Source organism: Flavobacterium sp. NRK F7, assembly GCF_024054195.1.
Classification (GTDB): domain Bacteria; phylum Bacteroidota; class Bacteroidia; order Flavobacteriales; family Flavobacteriaceae; genus Flavobacterium.
The window spans coordinates 838,120-857,402 of the sequence record NZ_JAMXLB010000001.1 but is presented as its reverse complement, the minus strand read 5'-3'; the positions used below and the strand labels follow the sequence as shown (position 1 = coordinate 857,402).

The 19,283-nt window shown below is 32.4% G+C and carries 19 protein-coding genes; 7 read left to right on the top strand and 12 right to left on the bottom strand.

Going from position 1 to position 19,283, the window contains the following annotated elements:
* Window positions 1–9: 9 nt before the first annotated feature.
* Both rnhA and NHF47_RS03615 read right to left on the bottom strand, forming a co-directional pair.
* The gene (gene rnhA, locus NHF47_RS03620) at window positions 10–483 is read right to left on the bottom strand and encodes a ribonuclease HI (RefSeq protein WP_252763655.1); all 474 of its coding nucleotides are present in this window, start codon (window positions 481–483) and stop codon (window positions 10–12) included.
* A 4-nt stretch (window positions 484–487) separates the two neighbouring features.
* Complete coding sequence (locus tag NHF47_RS03615; protein WP_252763654.1) at window positions 488–1,051, bottom strand: phosphoribosylglycinamide formyltransferase; 564 nt, start codon at window positions 1,049–1,051, stop codon at window positions 488–490.
* 173 nt (window positions 1,052–1,224) lie between these two features.
* Here NHF47_RS03615 and NHF47_RS03610 point away from each other — a divergent pair, with 173 nt between their 5' ends.
* The 6 genes from NHF47_RS03610 (at window position 1,225) to NHF47_RS03585 (ending at window position 6,570) form a co-directional block, all read left to right on the top strand.
* Entirely contained in the window at window positions 1,225–1,461 is a 237-nt protein-coding gene (locus tag NHF47_RS03610) for an acyl carrier protein (protein WP_002988156.1), read from the top strand.
* A 288-nt stretch (window positions 1,462–1,749) separates the two neighbouring features.
* Window positions 1,750–3,003 (top strand): beta-ketoacyl-ACP synthase II, encoded by a 1,254-nt coding sequence (gene fabF, locus NHF47_RS03605; RefSeq protein WP_252763653.1) that lies wholly within the window; start codon window positions 1,750–1,752, stop codon window positions 3,001–3,003.
* 5 nt (window positions 3,004–3,008) lie between these two features.
* Window positions 3,009–3,752 carry a ribonuclease III gene (rnc, locus tag NHF47_RS03600; RefSeq protein ID WP_252763652.1) on the top strand — a complete coding sequence of 248 codons (744 nt, stop codon included), beginning with the start codon at window positions 3,009–3,011 and terminating at the stop codon, window positions 3,750–3,752.
* 113 nt (window positions 3,753–3,865) lie between these two features.
* On the top strand, window positions 3,866–4,342 hold the full coding sequence (locus NHF47_RS03595) for an IPExxxVDY family protein (protein ID WP_252763651.1): 477 nt from the start codon (window positions 3,866–3,868) through the stop codon (window positions 4,340–4,342).
* A 5-nt stretch (window positions 4,343–4,347) separates the two neighbouring features.
* Window positions 4,348–5,778 carry a pyruvate kinase gene (gene pyk / locus NHF47_RS03590; RefSeq protein ID WP_140998046.1) on the top strand — a complete coding sequence of 477 codons (1,431 nt, stop codon included), beginning with the start codon at window positions 4,348–4,350 and terminating at the stop codon, window positions 5,776–5,778.
* A gap of 30 nt (window positions 5,779–5,808) precedes the next feature.
* On the top strand, window positions 5,809–6,570 hold the full coding sequence (locus NHF47_RS03585; protein WP_252763650.1) for a Bax inhibitor-1/YccA family protein: 762 nt from the start codon (window positions 5,809–5,811) through the stop codon (window positions 6,568–6,570).
* Window positions 6,571–6,617: 47 nt separating this feature from the next.
* On the opposite strand, the gene dinB is transcribed toward NHF47_RS03585, so the two are convergent.
* The gene (dinB, locus tag NHF47_RS03580; protein WP_252763649.1) at window positions 6,618–7,733 is read right to left on the bottom strand and encodes a DNA polymerase IV; all 1,116 of its coding nucleotides are present in this window, start codon (window positions 7,731–7,733) and stop codon (window positions 6,618–6,620) included.
* A 153-nt stretch (window positions 7,734–7,886) separates the two neighbouring features.
* Between dinB and NHF47_RS03575 the strand changes: the two genes are divergently transcribed.
* Window positions 7,887–8,360, top strand: coding sequence for a CYTH domain-containing protein (locus tag NHF47_RS03575; protein ID WP_252763648.1), 474 nt, complete (start codon window positions 7,887–7,889; stop codon window positions 8,358–8,360).
* Here NHF47_RS03575 and NHF47_RS03570 read toward each other — a convergent pair.
* The 9 genes from NHF47_RS03570 to NHF47_RS17300 all read right to left on the bottom strand — a co-directional run bounded on the left by NHF47_RS03570 (window position 8,357) and on the right by NHF47_RS17300 (window position 19,269).
* Complete coding sequence (locus tag NHF47_RS03570; RefSeq protein ID WP_252763647.1) at window positions 8,357–8,938, bottom strand: TetR/AcrR family transcriptional regulator; 582 nt, start codon at window positions 8,936–8,938, stop codon at window positions 8,357–8,359. The two genes, NHF47_RS03575 and NHF47_RS03570, sit on opposite strands and share 4 nt — an antisense overlap.
* Before the next feature lie 40 nt (window positions 8,939–8,978).
* Entirely contained in the window at window positions 8,979–10,370 is a 1,392-nt protein-coding gene (locus NHF47_RS03565) for an efflux transporter outer membrane subunit (RefSeq protein ID WP_252763646.1), read from the bottom strand.
* 10 nt (window positions 10,371–10,380) lie between these two features.
* A complete protein-coding gene (locus tag NHF47_RS03560; protein WP_252763645.1) occupies window positions 10,381–13,530 on the bottom strand; it encodes an efflux RND transporter permease subunit in 3,150 nt (1,049 codons plus the stop codon).
* Between the two features lie 17 nt (window positions 13,531–13,547).
* Complete coding sequence (locus tag NHF47_RS03555) at window positions 13,548–14,657, bottom strand: efflux RND transporter periplasmic adaptor subunit (protein WP_252763644.1); 1,110 nt, start codon at window positions 14,655–14,657, stop codon at window positions 13,548–13,550.
* A gap of 13 nt (window positions 14,658–14,670) precedes the next feature.
* Complete coding sequence (locus NHF47_RS03550; RefSeq protein ID WP_252763643.1) at window positions 14,671–15,162, bottom strand: GbsR/MarR family transcriptional regulator; 492 nt, start codon at window positions 15,160–15,162, stop codon at window positions 14,671–14,673.
* A 104-nt stretch (window positions 15,163–15,266) separates the two neighbouring features.
* Complete coding sequence (locus tag NHF47_RS03545) at window positions 15,267–15,752, bottom strand: septal ring lytic transglycosylase RlpA family protein (RefSeq protein ID WP_252763642.1); 486 nt, start codon at window positions 15,750–15,752, stop codon at window positions 15,267–15,269.
* 20 nt (window positions 15,753–15,772) lie between these two features.
* On the bottom strand, window positions 15,773–16,198 hold the full coding sequence (locus NHF47_RS03540; protein WP_252763641.1) for a hypothetical protein: 426 nt from the start codon (window positions 16,196–16,198) through the stop codon (window positions 15,773–15,775).
* 93 nt (window positions 16,199–16,291) lie between these two features.
* The gene (locus NHF47_RS03535; RefSeq protein WP_252763640.1) at window positions 16,292–18,892 is read right to left on the bottom strand and encodes a TonB-dependent receptor domain-containing protein; all 2,601 of its coding nucleotides are present in this window, start codon (window positions 18,890–18,892) and stop codon (window positions 16,292–16,294) included.
* Between the two features lie 245 nt (window positions 18,893–19,137).
* Window positions 19,138–19,269 carry a T9SS type A sorting domain-containing protein gene (locus NHF47_RS17300; RefSeq protein ID WP_366926832.1) on the bottom strand — a complete coding sequence of 44 codons (132 nt, stop codon included), beginning with the start codon at window positions 19,267–19,269 and terminating at the stop codon, window positions 19,138–19,140.
* Window positions 19,270–19,283: the final 14 nt, after the last annotated feature.

The window sequence follows — 19,283 nt, the reverse complement described above, 5'->3', positions numbered from 1 at the left end:
AAATCTTTTTTAAAACGACTGCTCATTCGTTTCATAAAAAGCATCAATGGATAATTTTTCCTGTTGGGAAGCCATTACAGCTAAGGCATCACAGCGTTCATTTTGAGGATGATTATTGTGTCCTTTAACCCATTTAAAATCGACTTGGTGCTTTCTATATACTTTTAGAAATCGTATCCACAAATCAGGGTTTTTTTTATTCTTGAAGTTTATTTTTTCCCATTGAAATACCCATCTTTTTTCAACAGCATCCACCACATATTTAGAATCTGAAACTACGAGCACCTTCATTTTAGGATTTTTTAATTTTTCCAAACCTACAATAACCGCCAATAGCTCCATTCTATTATTAGTTGACAAACGAAATCCTTCAAAGAATTCTTTTTTATAAGGAGTACCCACTAATTCCATCACCACACCATAACCAGCTGGCCCAGGATTTCCTTTGGCAGCACCGTCTGTATATATATGTACTTCGTGCATAAAATTATGGAGTTAATAAAGATTCTATGACCACTGGGAAAAACTCATGTTCCAAATGATGCACTTTTTCAGCAATTTGTTCAGAAGTTATACAATCAGCAATAGCAACCTTTTTTTGAAAAATAAAAGCCCCTTCATCGTAATGCTCATTCACATAATGAATGGTAATCCCTGTTTCTTCTTCTTTATTCTCTAATACCGCTTGATGTACATGTATCCCATACATGCCTTTTCCGCCATATTTAGGGAGTAAAGCAGGGTGAATATTAATCACTTTATTTGGATAATACTGAATAATCGAAGCTGGAAATTTCCACAAAAAACCAGCCAATACAATCAAATCGGGCTGAATCGTATTTAGTTGCTCTAAAACTGCTCCTTCATTAAGCTCTTCTTTCGTAAAAACTACAGCATCTATCTTGTGATTTTCAGCAAGTTGCAAAACTTTGGCACGAGGATTGTTAGAAAAGATGCCGACTACGTGTGCTAGATTTGATTTTTTGAAATGTGATATTATTTTCTCGGCATTGGAACCAGTACCAGAAGCAAATATGACTATTTTTTTCATTATCCTGTAATTTTTATTACACAAAAAAAAGAATAATAATTGGTAAAAAATAGAAAAATGAAGTCTTTGTGAATTATTTTTTTTAATTTCGTAGTCTTATTTAGTAACAAAAAGGTTGTTTTAAAATAAAGTTTTTTATTTTTGCCAACAAATTAAATTAAAATTAAAAGATTATGTCAGACATTGCATCAAGAGTAAAAGCGATTATCGTAGACAAATTAGGTGTTGACGAAAATGAAGTTGTAGCTGAAGCTAGCTTCACTAACGATTTAGGAGCTGATTCATTAGACACTGTTGAGCTAATTATGGAATTCGAAAAAGAATTTGATATTCAAATTCCAGATGATCAAGCTGAGAACATTGCTACTGTAGGTCAAGCTATTTCTTACATCGAGGAAGCTAAGAAATAATATCAAAACACCCAATTGATGTAATATCATTTGGGTGTTCTTGTTTCGCTTTTCTCTTCACCTTATTATAATTAAGGTAGTCTTTAATTATATATTAAATTATGATTAAAGATTCATTAAATAAGTTTTTAATTATATTTTTATATATTTATAACGAGAAATTTATTTTATTAGTAGAAAACATTGATTGTATTACAATCATAAAAATAAACTATGTAATACCCATTGTTTCTTTTAGTTATTATTAAAAGCACTTTGGGTTTTTTTATATAATCAAAACATATTTATATGCAATTAAAGCGTGTTGTTGTAACTGGTTTAGGAGCGCTAACTCCAATAGGAAATAACATTCAAGAATATTGGGATGCGTTGATCAGCGGAAAAAGCGGTGCTGCTCCCATTACCTATTATGATACTGAAAAACATAAGACTAAATTTGCTTGTGAAGTAAAAAACTTCAAAGTGGAAGACTTCATCGACAGAAAAGAAGCGAGACGTTTAGATAAATTTTCGCAATATGCTATCGTTGCTAGTGATGAAGCGATAAAAGATGCAGGTATCACACCTGAAAACATCAACAAACACCGTGTAGGTGTAATTTGGGGAGCAGGAATTGGTGGTTTAGAAACTTTCCAAGAAGAGGTTTTAAGTTACGCTGCTGGAGATGGAACACCGAGATTTAACCCGTTTTTCATTCCTAAAATGATTGCCGATATTGCTCCTGCACACATTTCTATGCGAAATGGTTTTATGGGACCTAATTACACTACTGTTTCTGCTTGTGCTTCTTCTGCGAATGCCATGATTGATGCTTTCAATTATATTCGTTTAGGAATGTGTGATGTAATCATTTCAGGTGGTTCAGAAGCCGCAGTTACTATAGCAGGAATGGGTGGTTTTAATTCAATGCATGCTTTATCTACTCGTAATGATAGTCCAGAAACAGCTTCTAGACCTTTTGATGCCACTCGTGATGGGTTTGTATTAGGAGAAGGTGCCGGTGCATTAGTTTTGGAAGAATATGAACACGCTAAAGCACGTGGTGCCAAAATTTACTGTGAAATAGGTGGCGGTGGAATGTCTTCGGATGCCTATCATTTAACAGCTCCACATCCGGAAGGAATTGGTGTAATTGCTGTTATGGAAAACTGCTTACGTGATGCTGGTGTGAAACCTGAAGAAGTAGAACATATCAACACACACGGAACTTCTACACCTTTAGGAGATGTTGCAGAGTTAAAAGCTATTAGTGCTGTTTTTGGTGATCATGCTAAAAATATCAATATTAATTCTACCAAATCTATGACAGGTCACTTGTTAGGTGCTGCTGGTGGAATTGAAGCTATTGCTTCTATTTTAGCCATAAAAAATGGTATAATTCCTCCAACGATTAATCATACAACTGTAGACGAGAATATTAATCCAGAATTAAATTTAACTCTTAATAAGGCTCAAAAGAGAGATATTAAGATTGCAATGAGTAATACTTTTGGTTTTGGAGGACACAATGCATGTGTATTATTTAAAAAACTTGAAGCATAATTTATATGCGTAAATTATTTAAAAAAATAATAAAAAATTCCCGTTCTCCTGAAGACGGGATTTTTTTTGAAAAAATTACCAAAATATTAGGCTTTAAGCCTTTAAACTTGCGTTATTATAGGAAAGCATTTACACATCGATCATCTAACAAACAAGACGACAATGGGAATCCTTTTAATTATGAACGTTTAGAATTCTTGGGTGACGCTATGCTTGGTAGTGTTATCGCAGCTCATTTATACAATGAAGTTCCTACTGGAGACGAAGGGTATCTCACTAAAATGCGCTCTAAAATTGTGAGTAGAGAACATTTAAATGAGTTAGGTAGAGATTTCAATTTAATACAATTTGTGGAAAGTAAAGTAAATCCACAGCATTTTGGAGAAAATATACACGGTAATATTTTTGAAGCATTTATAGGGGCAATTTATTTAGATAGAGGTTTTCCTTTTTGTGAAAAATTCATTTATGACAAAGTTATTGAGCCATACGTAGACATTCCAAAATTAGAAGGAAAAGTAATTAGTTATAAAAGCTTAGTCATTGAATGGTGTCAAAAAGAAAAAAAGCAATTCAATTTTGAGGTTTTTGATGATACAGGAATTGAAGAACAAAAATATTTTGGAGTTAAACTTACTATTGATCAAAAAATAGTAGCCAAAGGCAGAGCAACATCTAAGAAAAAAGCAGAAGAAAAAGCAGCCAAAAGAGCCTATTTTGCGCTTCAAGAAAAAATAGACAAAAAATAACGATCATATGTCGTAACTAAAACGTTTTCGTTAGTAAACTATCCTTAACTTCTTTAAAAACAATACTTTTTATTTATTTTAAATAGTATATTTACAACTTATTTTTAAGAGATATGGCTATTCATAAAATTCAAATAAATGATTTTATTTCGATAGATTATGAGCTTATTGCCATACATTCTAGCCTTGAAGACTATCGTTTAGCCTATTTTATTAATAAAGCATTACAAATTCAGCTAAGCAAAAGTAATTCGAATATCGAAATAGAAACAAAAGAAGGTAAAAGTGAATTCAGTCATTTTATCTTTGATGATGAAATTCACGATATCATTTGGAATGTATTTGAAAATAAAGCAACAGCTATTCCCTCTGAAAAAACAACTAATGGAATTTTCGATTCGGTAGATGTTACAATGTATGTGGTACCTGAATTTAAAAAAGCGGATTATATTTTGAAAATTGAAAATATGGAAACAGTTATTTTTCCTTTAGAAAAAATAATTCAAAAACTTTCAAAGATTTCCCAAATTTCCATGGTGTACCGTATTGACCAAAACAAACTTAAATCAAAAAATAATTTAATTTTTTAATTAAAATGCCAACAACAAAAAAGACCAAAATTGTAGCTACATTAGGACCTGCAACTAGTTCAAAAGAAGTTTTAAAAGACATGATCGAAGCTGGAGTTAATGTTTTCAGAATTAACTTTTCACATGCTGATTATGAAGATGTAAAAGAAAGAATAGACATGATTCGAGAACTGAATGAAGAATTTGGTTATACTACTTCTATTCTAGGTGATTTACAAGGACCAAAATTGAGAGTTGGAGTAATGAAAGAAGATGTTGTCGTTGCCAAAGGGGATAAAATAACTTTTACAACAGCTGAAGACATCTTAGGAACTGCTTCTAAAGTATACATGAATTACAAAGCATTTCCAAAAGATGTGAATGCAGGAGAACGGATTCTTTTAGATGATGGTAAACTTATTTTTGAAGTCGTTAAAACAGATAAAAAGACAGAAGTTGAAGCAGTAGTTATTCAAGGAGGTCCCTTAAAATCAAAAAAAGGAGTTAATTTACCGAACACGAAAGTTTCTTTACCTGCCTTAACTAAAAAAGACATTAAAGATGCCATTTTTGCGATTGAAAATAAAGTAGATTGGATTGCTTTATCATTTGTAAGAACTCCAAAAGATTTAGAAGAATTACAAGACTTGATTGCCAAACATTCTGATCATAAAATTCCAATCGTAGCTAAAATTGAAAAACCAGAAGCAGTAGAAAACATAGATAAAATTGTTGCTTTTTGTGATGCTTTAATGGTAGCTCGTGGCGATTTAGGTGTGGAAATTCCTGCAGAACAAGTTCCGTTAATTCAAAAGAAATTAATTCACAGAGCGAAAACAGCTCGAATTCCTGTAATTGTAGCAACACAAATGATGGAAACCATGATTACGAGTTTAACACCTACGCGTGCAGAAGTAAATGACGTTGCGAATTCGGTTATGGATGGAGCGGATGCAGTAATGCTTTCTGGAGAAACGTCTGTAGGTAATTATCCCGTTCAAGTTATTGAAACCATGACACGTATTATTGAAAGCGTTGAAGATTCACCACTTATTAAAGTACCTTTAAATGCACCACATGTACGCACCAAACGTTTTATTACAAAATCGATTTGTTATCATGCTGCCATTATGGCTGATGATATTGCTGCTAAAGCCATAACAACTTTAACAAATAGTGGGTATACCGCTTTTCAAATTTCGGCTTGGAGACCAAAATCTCATATTTTAGTATTTACTTCTAACAAACGCATTTTAACACAATTAAACTTATTATGGGGTGTGAGAGCGTATTACTATGATAAATTTGTAAGTACAGATGATACGGTAGATGATATTAATCAAATATGTAAAGAAAGAGGTTATGTTAAGCCTGGTGACATGGTAATCAACTTAGCAGCCATGCCAATTGTTAAAAAAGGAATGGTAAACACCTTACGTGTTTCTGAAATAGAATAATGTGTATATTTGTTAAAAATAGTAAATCATATGAATTTAAAATCGAAAAACCCTTTTTTAGGATCTAAAGCATTTAACAACACGTCTAGAACTGTTGAGGATGCAACTGTTATTTCTTATGAAGAAACAATGACTGTTAGCGGTGCTATGAATAAAAGTTTTATTTTATTAGCTACCTTATTATTTTCTGCTATAGGAACATGGTTACTCGCTTACAATGGTTATAATCCAATGCTGTTTGCAATTGGAGGAGGAATTGTAGGTTTTGTATTAGTCTTAATTGCTTCTTTCAAACCGGAAACATCTACTTGGGTAGCTCCAGGTTATGCTTTATTTGAAGGTTTATTTATTGGAGGAATTTCAGCGTTTTTTGAAGCAGCCTATCCAGGAATTGTAATTCAAGCGGTAAGTTGTACTTTTGTAACCTTTATTATTTGCTTTGCTTTGTATAAATATCAAATTGTAAAAGTTACTGAAAAATTCAAATCGATTGTAATTGCTGCTACTTTTGCAATTGCTACTTACTATTTATTATCTTGGATTCTATCTTTTTTCATTAATTTCGAACCCGTACACAGAGGCAACTCATTAATGAGTATTGGGATTAGTGTTTTTGTAATTCTAATCGCTTCTTTAAATTTATTTTTAGATTTTGATCAAATTGAAAAAGGTGCAGAAAGAAACTATCCTAAATATATGGAATGGTTTAGTGCTATGGGATTAATGATTACTTTAGTATGGTTGTACATTGAATTTTTAAGACTTCTAGCAAAACTATCAAGTAGAGATTAATTTTTTTTAATTATACATTTAAAAAGCAACTCTATAGAGTTGCTTTTTTAGTATTCTTTAAAATCAAATTGGAGCTGTATGGATATACTTTTTTGTTTGGGCTCTTGTGTTTTTTTTGATTCTTGATTGTTTAAATTATGCAAGGACAAACCCAAAAGGCGTACGGAGTCTTTTAATCGTTCTTGATACAATAACTCTTTGGCTACATCAATTAACAAACTTTTATCGGAAATATAATAGGGTAATGTTTTACTTCTAGTTTGTAATGAAAAGTCAGAATATTTTAATTTTAGCGTAATGGTCTTGCCTGCAATTTTACTTTTTTGCAAGCGCTTTTCTAGTTCGTTAGCAATACTGATTATTTTTTCTTCTAAAAAAACTTCGGAAGAAAGATTTTCAAAAAAAGTGCGTTCAGCACCTACCGATTTAATCGTTCGATTAGGTTTAACTTGACTGTTATGAATACCTCTACAAATTTGATAATAATACGGACCACTGTTGCTAAAATGTTTTTCTAGAAATTCCAATGGTTTTTGTTTCAAATCATAACCCGTAAAAATCCCCAATTGGTACATTTTTTCTGCAGTTACTTTTCCAATTCCATAGAATTTTTTGATGTCTAGTTTTTCTAAAAAAGCTTCCACTTCGTTTGGATTAACCGTTTTTTGTCCGTTGGGCTTATTGTAATCGGAAGCTACTTTAGCGACAAATTTATTAATAGAAATACCCGCAGAAGCGGTAAGACCTACTTCTTCAAAAATGCGTTTTCTAATTTCCTGAGCAATTAAAGAAGCACTAGGATTGTTTTTTTTGTTTACAGTAACGTCTAAATAGGCTTCATCTAAGGAAAGTGGCTCTACTAAATCAGTGTAATCAAAGAATATTTTTCTAATTTTTCTGGAAATTTCTTTGTAACGATCAAATCGCGGTTTTACAAAAATTAAATCAGGACAATTGCGTTTGGCTTGAGCCCCACTCATGGCACTTCGCACTCCAAATTTACGTGCTTCATAACTGGCTGCACTAACTACTCCACGAACTTCATTACCTCCAACAGCTACTGGTTTTCCTTTCAAATCGGGGTTATCCATTTGTTCCACAGAAGCATAAAAGGCATCCATGTCTATATGAATAATTTTTCGATATTGAATTCCCTCTTCCATATTACAAATTTATAGTATATTTGATTATCCTAGCCCTGATAGTAGTGAAAATCCTTTTATTGCGAATCAAATATTGATACAGTAACTGGTTTTTCTAACAATAAAAGATTGTAACGGATAGCAGGAAATAGCTTCAAAAAATAAAAAATACGTATGGTTGAAATTGAACGCAAATTTTTAGTTACCTCGAATGCTTTTATGAAAGAAGCGGTGAAACACAATCGTATTGTACAAGGTTATTTATCGAGTGTTCCGGAACGAACTGTTCGTGTTCGAATAAAAGGAGCAAATGGTTATGTGACGATTAAAGGTAAAAGTACGAGTTCTGGAATGACACGAATGGAATGGGAAAAAGAAATTTCGATTGAAGAAGCCGAACAGTTATTAACCCTTTGTGAAAAAGGCATGATTGACAAAACTCGTTATGAAGTTATTGTAGGGGTTCACGTTTTTGAGGTAGATGTTTTTTCGGGTGAAAACCAAGGTTTAGTGCTGGCAGAAATTGAGCTTTTAAGAGAAGATGAAACTTTTGAGCGCCCCGATTGGTTAGGAAAGGAAGTGACTACAGATGAACGTTATTACAATAGTTATTTGAGTAAAAATCCTTTTACTACTTGGGAAAATTAGAATAAATCGAAATTTTCTTTGGTGAGAATTCCTTTTAATTTGAGAATGACAAAGTAGTCAATGGCTTGTGGTATAGAATAGCTTTCAAACACCTTGTATTTCCATAATTTTTCGTCGATATCTTCAAAATTAATATTGTGAAACAATTCGATATCTACATCTTTTCGAATTAATTGCTTGGTTTTAGCTTCTTCTAATAAAGGTCGGACTACATTTTCATACATGAATACTTTGTAGTGTTTATACACGTCCATTGCATCAGGATGGTATTTTTTCAAACTAAATAAAAAAACCGGATTGATGTTGCTAATATTTTGGATACCAACTTTATAAATAGCAATGATTTTTAAGAGCGGATTTTCTTCTTTGCTTTTGATTACAGTCACTTCATCTAAAAAATTTTGCCATAATAAGTCTATTGCCTCTTTTAAAAGCGCTTCTTTATTTTCAAATAGACAATAGAGCGTTTTTTTAGACAATCGAAATTCATTGGCAATATCATCCATGGTAATGATTTTGCTTCCATTTTTAAGAAAATGCGTTAATGCTTTTTCAATGATTTCTTTTTTTCGATCCATAGAAAATAAAGTTGAAAACCCTGCTTTCACAGGGCTTTAATTAGTTTCCACCACCTAATGCTTTGTATAACGAGATTACGGCATTCATTTGTTTGTATTTATTGTCGATATAGTTAATCTCTGTATTTAAAGCATTGTCTTTTGCGGTTAGAACTTCTAAATAGGTAACCAAACCATATTGAAGTAATTCGTCTGAATAGGTAGCTGCATTGTTTAATGCTTCTAATTGTTTTTCACGAATACTTAATTTATCGGTTTCATTTTCATAACTCGCTAAAGCGTCAGAGACTTCTTTTCCTGCAACCAACAAAGCTTTTTCATATTGTAAATAGGCTTTTTGTTGATTGGCTTTAGCCACTTCCAAACGCGTTTTATTTTGACGTTGATTAAAAATAGGTTGTGTTAAACCCGTAATTATATTCGCAAAAATAGACTTAGTATTGAACCAATCTTTTAATTCTAAAGCTTGTAAACCACCTGTTGCATTTACCGTTAACGAAGGGTAAAAATAACTTCTGGCAACATTGGTTAATTCGAAAGTATTTCTAAAATTGAGCTCTGCAGCTACAACATCAGGTCTTTTACTTAATAAATAAGCAGGTAATCCAACAGAAACATCTGCTTCTATTTGTTGCTCTTCAAAAGTAGATCGAGCAACGGCTCCTGGAGCTTTTCCTAACAGTTGGTTAAATGTATTTTCTAAGACTTTACGATTGTATTCCAAATCTTTCAAAATAATTTCGGTTGCATATTTTTGAGCTTCTGTTTGTTGTACTGCGACTTCGTTTACACTTCCCGCTTTTTTTAAGGCTTGAATGACTTCTACACTTGTGTTTCTATTTTCGATAGTTTGTGTAACAACTTGTATTTGTGCATCGGTAGCTAACAACTGATAGTATAAAGAAGCAATATTGGCTATCAATTGCGTTTGAATCGCTTGTTTTGCTGCTTGTGATTGTAAATATTGAGCAAAAGAAGCTCTTTTATTACTTCTTATTTTTCCCCAAATATCGGCTTCCCAACTTAATTTTCCTGATAATTCATATTGGTCAATACTACTAAAAAGTCTACCAAACTGACTGTTTTCAGAGGTTTCCTGATGTGTCCAAGTTGCATTGGCTGTTAACGTAGGGAAATAACCCGCTTTCCCTTGTTTCATCATTGCTTCTGAAGCGGTAATATTTTGAAGTGCAATCTGCATGTCTAAGTTGTTCTCCAATCCTTCGTTGATATATCCTTGTAATAAAGCATCAGAGAATAATTCTTTCCAAGAGAGCATCGCTATCGAAGTGCTATCAATACTAAGTTCTGTTCGATATAATTTATCGGTTGTTATCTTAGGAGCTTCGTAATTTTTGGCTACAAAACAAGATTGCAGCAAAAAAACACTCGCTAATAAAAGGATACTTTTTATAATATATGGTTTTTTCATTTTAAATTTCTTATTCGATTGTAGCTTCTTCACTTTGAGTCGTTTCTATAGTTTTACTACTTACTTTTTCTTGTAAAGCTTGGAAAATGATAAATAAAACCGGAATAATAAACACTCCTAAAATGGTACCTATTAACATACCTCCAATAGCTCCAGTTCCAATTGCGTTATTACCAATAGCTCCTGCTCCTTTAGCCAACATTAAAGGCAATAATCCTAAAATAAAAGCAAAAGAGGTCATTAAAATAGGTCGTAAACGAGCTACTGCACCTTGAACCGCAGCTTGCGTAATACTCCAGCCTTTCCTTCTTGCTTCTGCAGCAAACTCTACGATAAGAATTGCATTCTTAGCTAATAATCCAATTAACATAATCAAAGTAATTTGAAGATAGATATTATTACTTACATTAAAAAAGTAAGCAAAAACATAAGCTCCAGCTAATCCTACTGGTAAAGAAAGTAGCACCGCAAAAGGCAACATATAACTTTCATATTGAGCCGCTAATAAGAAATAGACAAATATCAAACACAATAAAAAAATATAAAGGGTTTGTCCTCCAGCACTAATTTCTTCTCTTGTCATTCCAGAAAACTCATACCCATAACCTAATGGTAAACTTTGACTCGCAACTTCTTCCACTGCTTTAATGGCATCACCTGTACTAAATCCTTCATTAGGTGCTCCCGTAATTTTAACAGAAGTGAACAAGTTGAATCGGTCTATGGCTTGTGGCCCAAAAACTTTCTCTAAAGTTAAAAATTGAGAAATAGGAGCCATTTGACCTTTATTATTACGAACCATAATTTTATTCAGTGATTCAGGGTCACTTCTAAATTGGGGTTCAGATTGATACACCACGCGATATTGTTTTCCAAATTTATTAAAGTTGGATGCATATACTCCTCCATAATACCCTTGCATAGTTCCTAAGATATCGGTAACCGTTAAACCTGATTTTTTAATCGCGGCTACATTTAAATCGATTCGGTATTGCGGATAATTTGGTGAAAAAGAAGTGGCTGCATATTTAATTTCTGGTCTACCATTTAAAGCCTTTAAAAATGAATTATTCACCTCACTTAATTCTTTAATAGAACCTCCTTTTTGATCTTGCAACTGCAATTCAAAACCATTGGTAAAACCAAAACCAACTAGAGTAGGTCGTGCAAAAAATAAAACCCTAGCGTCTTTTACAGCTGCTGCTCTTTTGAATAAATCTTGAACAATAGCTGTCACTTCTTGATTTTTTTCAGGACGGTCAGACCAAGGTTTTAATTTTACAATTACCATACCGTAATTGCTACCTGTACCACTGATTAAACTTCGTCCCGAAATTCGAAGTACTTCTTTTATTTCAGGTATGTCTTTTACTTTATTTTCAATTTGTAATAATACTTCTTCTGTTCGTTCTAATGAAGTTCCCGGAGGAAGTGATACATCCGACAGTATGGCTCCTGTATCTTCACTAGGTACAAAAGCTTTTGGGGTAATATTTAACAATAAAACATAAATTCCAGCAAAAAGAGCTATACCTAAAAAGGCCAACCATTTCCGTTTGATGAAAAACTCCACCGCTTTTTTATATTTAATGGTAGTAGCATCAAAAGCAACATTAAAAGCACTATAAAAACGTTTTAATACGCCTTTTTTCTCTTCCTCTTTTTCATGATGTTTCAAGAAAATAGCACATAAAGCTGGTGAAAGCGTTAACGCATTAATCGCAGATAAAACAATAGATACCGCTAATGTTAATCCGAATTGCTTGTAAAAGACACCTGCTGATCCATTAATAAAAGAAACGGGAATAAATACCGCAGACATGACTAAAGTAATCGAAATAATAGCGCTACTTATTTCATTCATCGCACTGTGTGCCGCTTTTTTAGGATTATGTTCTCCTGCTTCCATTTTGGCATGTACCGCTTCTACCACTACTATTGCATCATCCACCACAATTCCTACGGCTAGTACTAAAGCAAATAAGGTTAGTAAATTGATGGTAAAACCAAAAATACTCAAGAAAAAGAAGGTTCCTACAATAGCTACTGGTACAGAAATAGCCGGAATAAGTGTGGATCTCCAATCTTGCAAGAAAATAAATACTACTACAAACACTAATAAAAAGGCTTCAATTAAAGTGTGAATAACTTTGGTAATAGATTCACTTAAAAAATCATTCGCATTAATTAAGGTGGTATACTTAATCCCTTTTGGGAAATTAACTGCTGATTGGTCTAAAACTTGTAGAGACCCTTCAATTACTTCTTGTGCATTGGAGCCAGCCGTTTGCGCAATAGCAATAGCCACCGACTGATTTCCATTGGTTAACGTATTACTCGCATAATTTACAGCACCTAATTCAATTCTAGCTACATCTCCCAGTTTAAGAATCTCTCCGTTTTCAGTAGAGCGTACAATAATTTCCTCAAACTCTTTAGTACTTTGTAAACGTCCTTTATATTTTAAAGTATATTGAAAAGATTGATCTGCACTTTCTCCTAGTTGACCTGGAGCTGCTTCAATATTTTGCTCTGCCAATAAACTGGTTACATCTGAAGGTACCAATCCATAAGTCGCCATTACATCAGGCTTCAACCAAATACGCATCGAATAATCTTTTTGTCCAAAGATTACCGCTTCACCTACACCTGGAACACGTTTAATTTTAGGTAAAATATTAATGTTAGCATAATTTTGAAGAAAAGTCATATCATATTCTGGGTTTTCACTGTAAAGCGAAAAAATCAAAATATTATCACTTTGTCTTTTTGCGGTTGTAACTCCAGCTCGCGTTACTTCTTGTGGCAATAAATTAGTAGCTCTTGAAACTCGATTTTGTACGTTTACAGCAGCTAAATCAGGATTCGTTCCTAATTTAAAATAAATATTTATCACTGCTGAACCATCATTGTTAGAGGTAGAAGTCATATACGTCATGTCTTCTACACCGTTAATTTGTTCTTCTAAAGGAATCACTACTGAATTCATTACTACTTCAGCGCTTGCTCCTTGATAATTTGCCGCAACCGTTACGGTAGGTGGTGCTATTTCTGGGTATTGTGAAACAGGAAGTGAGATTAATCCTAACACTCCCAAAATAACAATGATAATAGAAATCACTGTTGACAATACGGGTCTGTCAATAAATTTTGAAAACATATGTTACTTACTAGTGTTTATTTTTTTGATGGACTAACCACTTCTTCTATTGTTACAACTTGCGATTGAATAGGTGTACCTTCTGTTACAATACCCACACCTTCCACTAAAACTTTATCTTTTTCATTTAACCCTTTATCTACTACAAAATATTTCCCTCCAGGAACGGGTCGCACTTCAATAGGTACTGCTTTTACCTTATTCTCTTTATCTGCAATTAAAGCAATACGCTTGTCTTGCATTTCTATGGTTGCGTTTTGAGGAATTAAAATAACCTCATTCAAGCTTGTAGGAATTTGAATGGAACCACTTCCACCAGAGCGTAATAATTTATTAGGATTTTTAAAGCTCGCTCTCACATTAAACGAACCTGTTTGTGTATTGGCTTGACCACTCATGGTTTCAATTTTCCCAGTTTCTTCATAAGTATCTCCATTACTTAAAATTAATTTTACTGGAGGCATTTTTGCAATTTTATCTTGAAACGTTTTCCCATCAGCATGCAGCATCATATCCAATTGCTGTTTTTCGTTCATTGAAAAATAGGCATAAATGGAACTAATATCTGATATTCTTGTTAAAGGTTCTTGCGTTTGACTACTCACATAACTCCCTAAACGGAAAGGTAAAGTTCCTACGATTCCATTAACTGGACTTTTAATAGTGGCATAATTGATTCTGGCAATAATACTTTGATACGTACTTTTTGCAGAAGCTAAATTTGCCTTAGCAGTTTCTAGTTGCACATCGCTAATAATATTTCTTTCAACTAAGGGAGCTAAACGATTCACTTCTACTTGTGCAGCATCCACTCTTGCTTTTGCAGCACTTGCGTCTTGTGTAGCCATTTGTGTTTCTAATTTAAAAAGCAATTGTCCCTTTTTTACTTCTTGTCCTTCATCTACATATATTTTTTCAATGTATCCATCTACTTTCGGACGAATGTCTACATCTACTATTCCTTCTAAAGTTGTAGGGTATTCTGCTAATAAAGTCGTATTCGACTTTGCTACTTCAATTACTTTATAAGATTGTACTGGTGGAGCCTGATTGGCTGCTTCTTTATTATTACAAGAAAAAAAAGCGAGAGACAAAACAGTAATGCTTAGTATATATTTTTTTTTCATTTGAGAATCTAGGTTATTTATTTAATTGGTTTTTTTCTTCTATTTCTTTAAACTTAGTTATAGTTGTTAGTAAAAGTTGCTCTGCTTTTTCCATGTGTTCTTTATAAGCATAACTATTTAATAAATTGATTTTCTCTTGAGGACAACAGGTATTTTTTTCTCTATACTTTATAATTTTATCAATTAAAAGCAATTCGTTGTTTACCAAGGTTAAGTAATTATTTAAGCGCTGACTTAAAGGAGAGGCTTTGAAATACTTTTTTCGATCTCCTAAAACTGTGAAATAATAAATTTTCTCCATTTTTAAAAGTAAATTTATATTCGTGGAGATGGAACTTTTACTTGCTTGCATTTTATCCACTAATTCTTCAAAAGTTAATCCCGATTTACATCCATCAATAATTAAAGTACCTAAAATTCGGGATGCCAATGGAGGAATGTTGTATAATTGTTCAAAATGAACCCCAAACATTTCAATTAGTTCTTGTTTTTCTTCCTGCATCATATAAATATTTCCTGCAAAGATACTCCAGGTTCGCTAATTACCGAACTAAACGAACTTAATTTTTTGTTAAAAGTATATCAAAAAAAAATCAGCTAATGCTGATTCTATTCTTTTAGTATTTGAAGGTTAACGGTAAGATATCCAAGATTTTTTTGTTCGGACAGTTCCATAAAAGCCGCTTTTGATAAATCGATTTCTCTACCTTTTGTAAAGGGTCCTCGATCTGTTATCGTAACGACAACCGTTTTATTATTGGCTATATTAGTTACCAAAACTTGAGTTCCAAAAGGTATTTTTTTATGAGCAGCAGTATACTCAGAATTATTAAAAATGGAACCACTTGCTGTTCTTTTACCATTAAATTTATCATGATAATAAGAAGCATGTACTTTTTCTTTGTAAAATACTGCAGGAGAAGGTGTTTCAACAATAATAGAATCCACAAGAATGGAATCTATCAGAACTGTGTCTTTTGTTAAGGTATCTAAAAAAATAGTTTTACTTGAAAACGGTTCGTTTTGTTTACAAGTAAAACTACTGATACTAATAAGAAGAAGTAAAAATGGTATGGTAACACTATAAATTTTCATCTTCTCTATTTTTTAAAGAATTAGCTTAACCAGCTTGTCCAAGGAATTCTAGATAAAATTAATAAGAAACCGATGGTATAAAAAATGGCAATCTTTTTAAATTTCCCATTATGGCTTTCTTCTTTTTTATGTTTTGACCAACCTATAGTGATTAAAACTATAGCAATGATATTTATTAAAGGATGCTCCAAAGAAGTCAATCGCATAGCTGGGTCTTTCATTTCCCCCAACATAGCAGATCCTTTTGGAGACATAAAATAAAGAATAAAACCGATGAGCAATTGCATGTGTGAAAGAATTAACGCAAATAAAGAAATTCGCAAGTCTTTATCGGTAAATAATTTTTTAGAAACTATTCCCATTATAGCATTAACAGCTGCTAAAAATAAAACCGTTAAAACAATGTAAGCAAATATAGAATGCGCGGATTGTAAAGTGGTATACATACTAGTTCATTTAAATGTTATGTAACAAAGATAGGAAAATAAAAAACCGCTTCACAAAATTGTGAAGCGGTTTTATAATTTATGACTTTTATATTAGAAATTATATCTAATTGTAAAATTCCAAGTTCTTCCTAAACCAAAGTATCCAATGTTGTTCGTTTTAATACCATTAAAAGTTTCATCACCATCTTGTGCTTGGTTAGTTGTACTTAGACTTGCCAAATATACTTCTCCAAATACATTGTTTACATTTAATCTGAAGTTTACAGAATTTTTATCATCTTTACCAACTAACATTTTGTATGATAAACCAGCATCAACTAAATCATATTTAGGTAATTCTAAATTTTCTTTTATTGCACCAACATCAGAATATAATTTATCATAATTTCTCCAGTCAGCATCGAAATTGAAGCGTGGTAATAATTCATATCTTACTCCTAATCCCCAGCTTGTTTGTGCAGCACCACCTACTTTACCACCATCTACATCATCTCTTGTTTCAAGAAGCACGTTTCTGTCTTGATCTCTCTTTACAGTAACAACATCTCCTTTATATTGCCAATCTCCTACAGAAGCAAAACCTCTTAAATTAAGTTTTTTAGTTGGTCTAGCATTAAAATCTAATTCAACACCTTGGTGTAATTGTTCTACACCTTGGTTTGTTGTATAAATAATATCACCATCATTTAATACTGTAGTACCTACTACTTGCCCAGCAGTTGCTGTTGTAGAACTAGACGTAACTCTATCTTTCCAAGATGTTCTATAGGCATTTAAATTTGCAGAAATGAATTTAGAAGTAAAACTATAACCTAACTCTAATCCTAATATTTTTTCATTTTCAGTCAAAGGGTTTACATCATTTCCAAAATTCAAATAAATATTATCATGATATGGTTGACGTGAATAATATCCCGCATTTCCGTAAACTGTATTATTTTCATTAATATTGTAAGCAACACCACCTTTTGCATTATATCCAGTGTTATTAACCGCATCTGCTTTTTCATTTTCAGGTAAATACTGATATCTATCCCATCTTACGTGAGATTGATTGGAAACAGATCCTTGAAAGAAAGCTGAAAAATTATCATTAGAATATTCAATTTGTGAAAACACTCCACCATAATTAATTCTTTCATCGTAATCCCATGCATATCTTTCACTTTCACTTGCATAATTAAATAATGCACTCCACGGATTAGATTTGTAAGTAGCAGAAATTTGATTATTTGGAATATTTACGTTTCCATTATCTAGAAAATAATCTGCACCTAATAAATCTGTAATTTGTCTAAAGTGCGACCCTTTATATGTTCTAATATCTAAACCTGCGTTGAAACTAATTTCATCACTTAATTTAGTTTCAAAGTTACTTACTAAACCATACCAAGAGTGATTATTAACTGAATTTCTTAACGCGTAAGTTGATCTACCTGTAGCACTTGCAAGGTTATTAGCATAAATTTGATCAAAATCAATTTGACCATCAGCAGTTCTAACTCTTGAACCAACACTTCCAACACTTCCTCCTCTTCCTAAAGAAGCATATAAAACAGTTGATACGTTTGAATTTTCAGAAATAGTATAATCCCAGTTTAAGTTTGCTACTGGTTTGTGATAGTAGTTACCCACTTCACTTTTGAAGTTTCCGTTTAAAGTTCCCCAGTTACCGTTATATTTTCTTCCTTTATCTAAATATACACTGATTCTTTGAGAAAAGCTTTGGTTATGGTATTGAGGTGCTCCCGTTAACAAAAAGTTGAAATTATGTTTGTCATTTGGCTGATAACCAACAGAGATAAAATAATTCTGCCCATTACCTTGAGTACCGATAGTGTATCCTTCTCCTTGCCAATGTGACATCATGATACTCATACCCCATCCTTTTTCGTTCATACCAGTATTATAACCAGCAAGTGTTTTAAAATAACTATTATTAGCTACTCCTAAAGACGCAAAACCTCCTTCTTTTTTATCAGTAGCTCTAGTAACGATATTAATAGTTCCCCCTACAGAAGAAATTGCTAATTTAGAAGATCCTAAACCTCTCTGAATTTGAATTCCATTTGCAATATCTGTTAAACCTGACCAGTTTGACCAATATACTAATCCATCTTCCATACCATTAACAGGTTGACCGTTAATCAATACAGCAGTATTATCTTGTTCAAAACCACGTACCCTAATATTAGAATCTCCGTATCCTCTTGATTGGTCAGCCACATAAACAGATGGTGTATTAACCATTGCTTGTGTAATATCTGCTGTTCCAACTTTTTCTTGAATTTCAGCAGCTTTAATTGTTGAAACTGCGATAGGCGTTTTTCTATCGCTAGCTAAGTCGATAACCCCTTTACCAATTACTACTACTGCTTCTAATTGATTTTCATCTCCTTTTAAAGAAATATTTCCTAAATTAGTTGATCCTGTGAAAGGAATTACAACAGTCTTAAATCCTAAATAAGAAACTACAATTTCACCTGAAGCCATAGATGTAGTAAATTCAAATTTACCATCAAATCCAGTTGTTGCTCCATCTTTAGTACCTTTTACAAATACGTTTGCACCTGGTAGTGGTCCGTTAAAGTCTCCATCTATAACCATTCCGGTTATTTTAGATTGAGAAAAAATGGTTTGGGTTGCTAATAAAAATAACCCAAGCATCATTAATTTTTTAAAAACTCTCATTTGTTGTTAATTTTTTTGCAAAATTGGTACAAGCATTTGAGTTGTGTGTTAAGTAAATGTTAACATTGCAAAGAAGGTGTTTTTATTGCAATTGTGCCTTTTTTTTCAAAAAAAATTACATTATCGTTAATAAATACATCGAAAATAAAAAATTATTTATTTTTTTTATTAAAATTATATTTTTTAAGTGTTGATTTTTAATTTACAAACTATTTTTAATTCTTATTTTTTATACTTAAAAAATCTTAATTGATAATTAATTTTTTTGTTTGCACATTTCCGGGTGTTCTTACTACTACATAGTAAATCCCACTACTAATAGGTAATGTATAGGCTTTGCTATGAACTGTATTAGATGAAAACGAGGTTACATCTATTAAACTACCTAAGG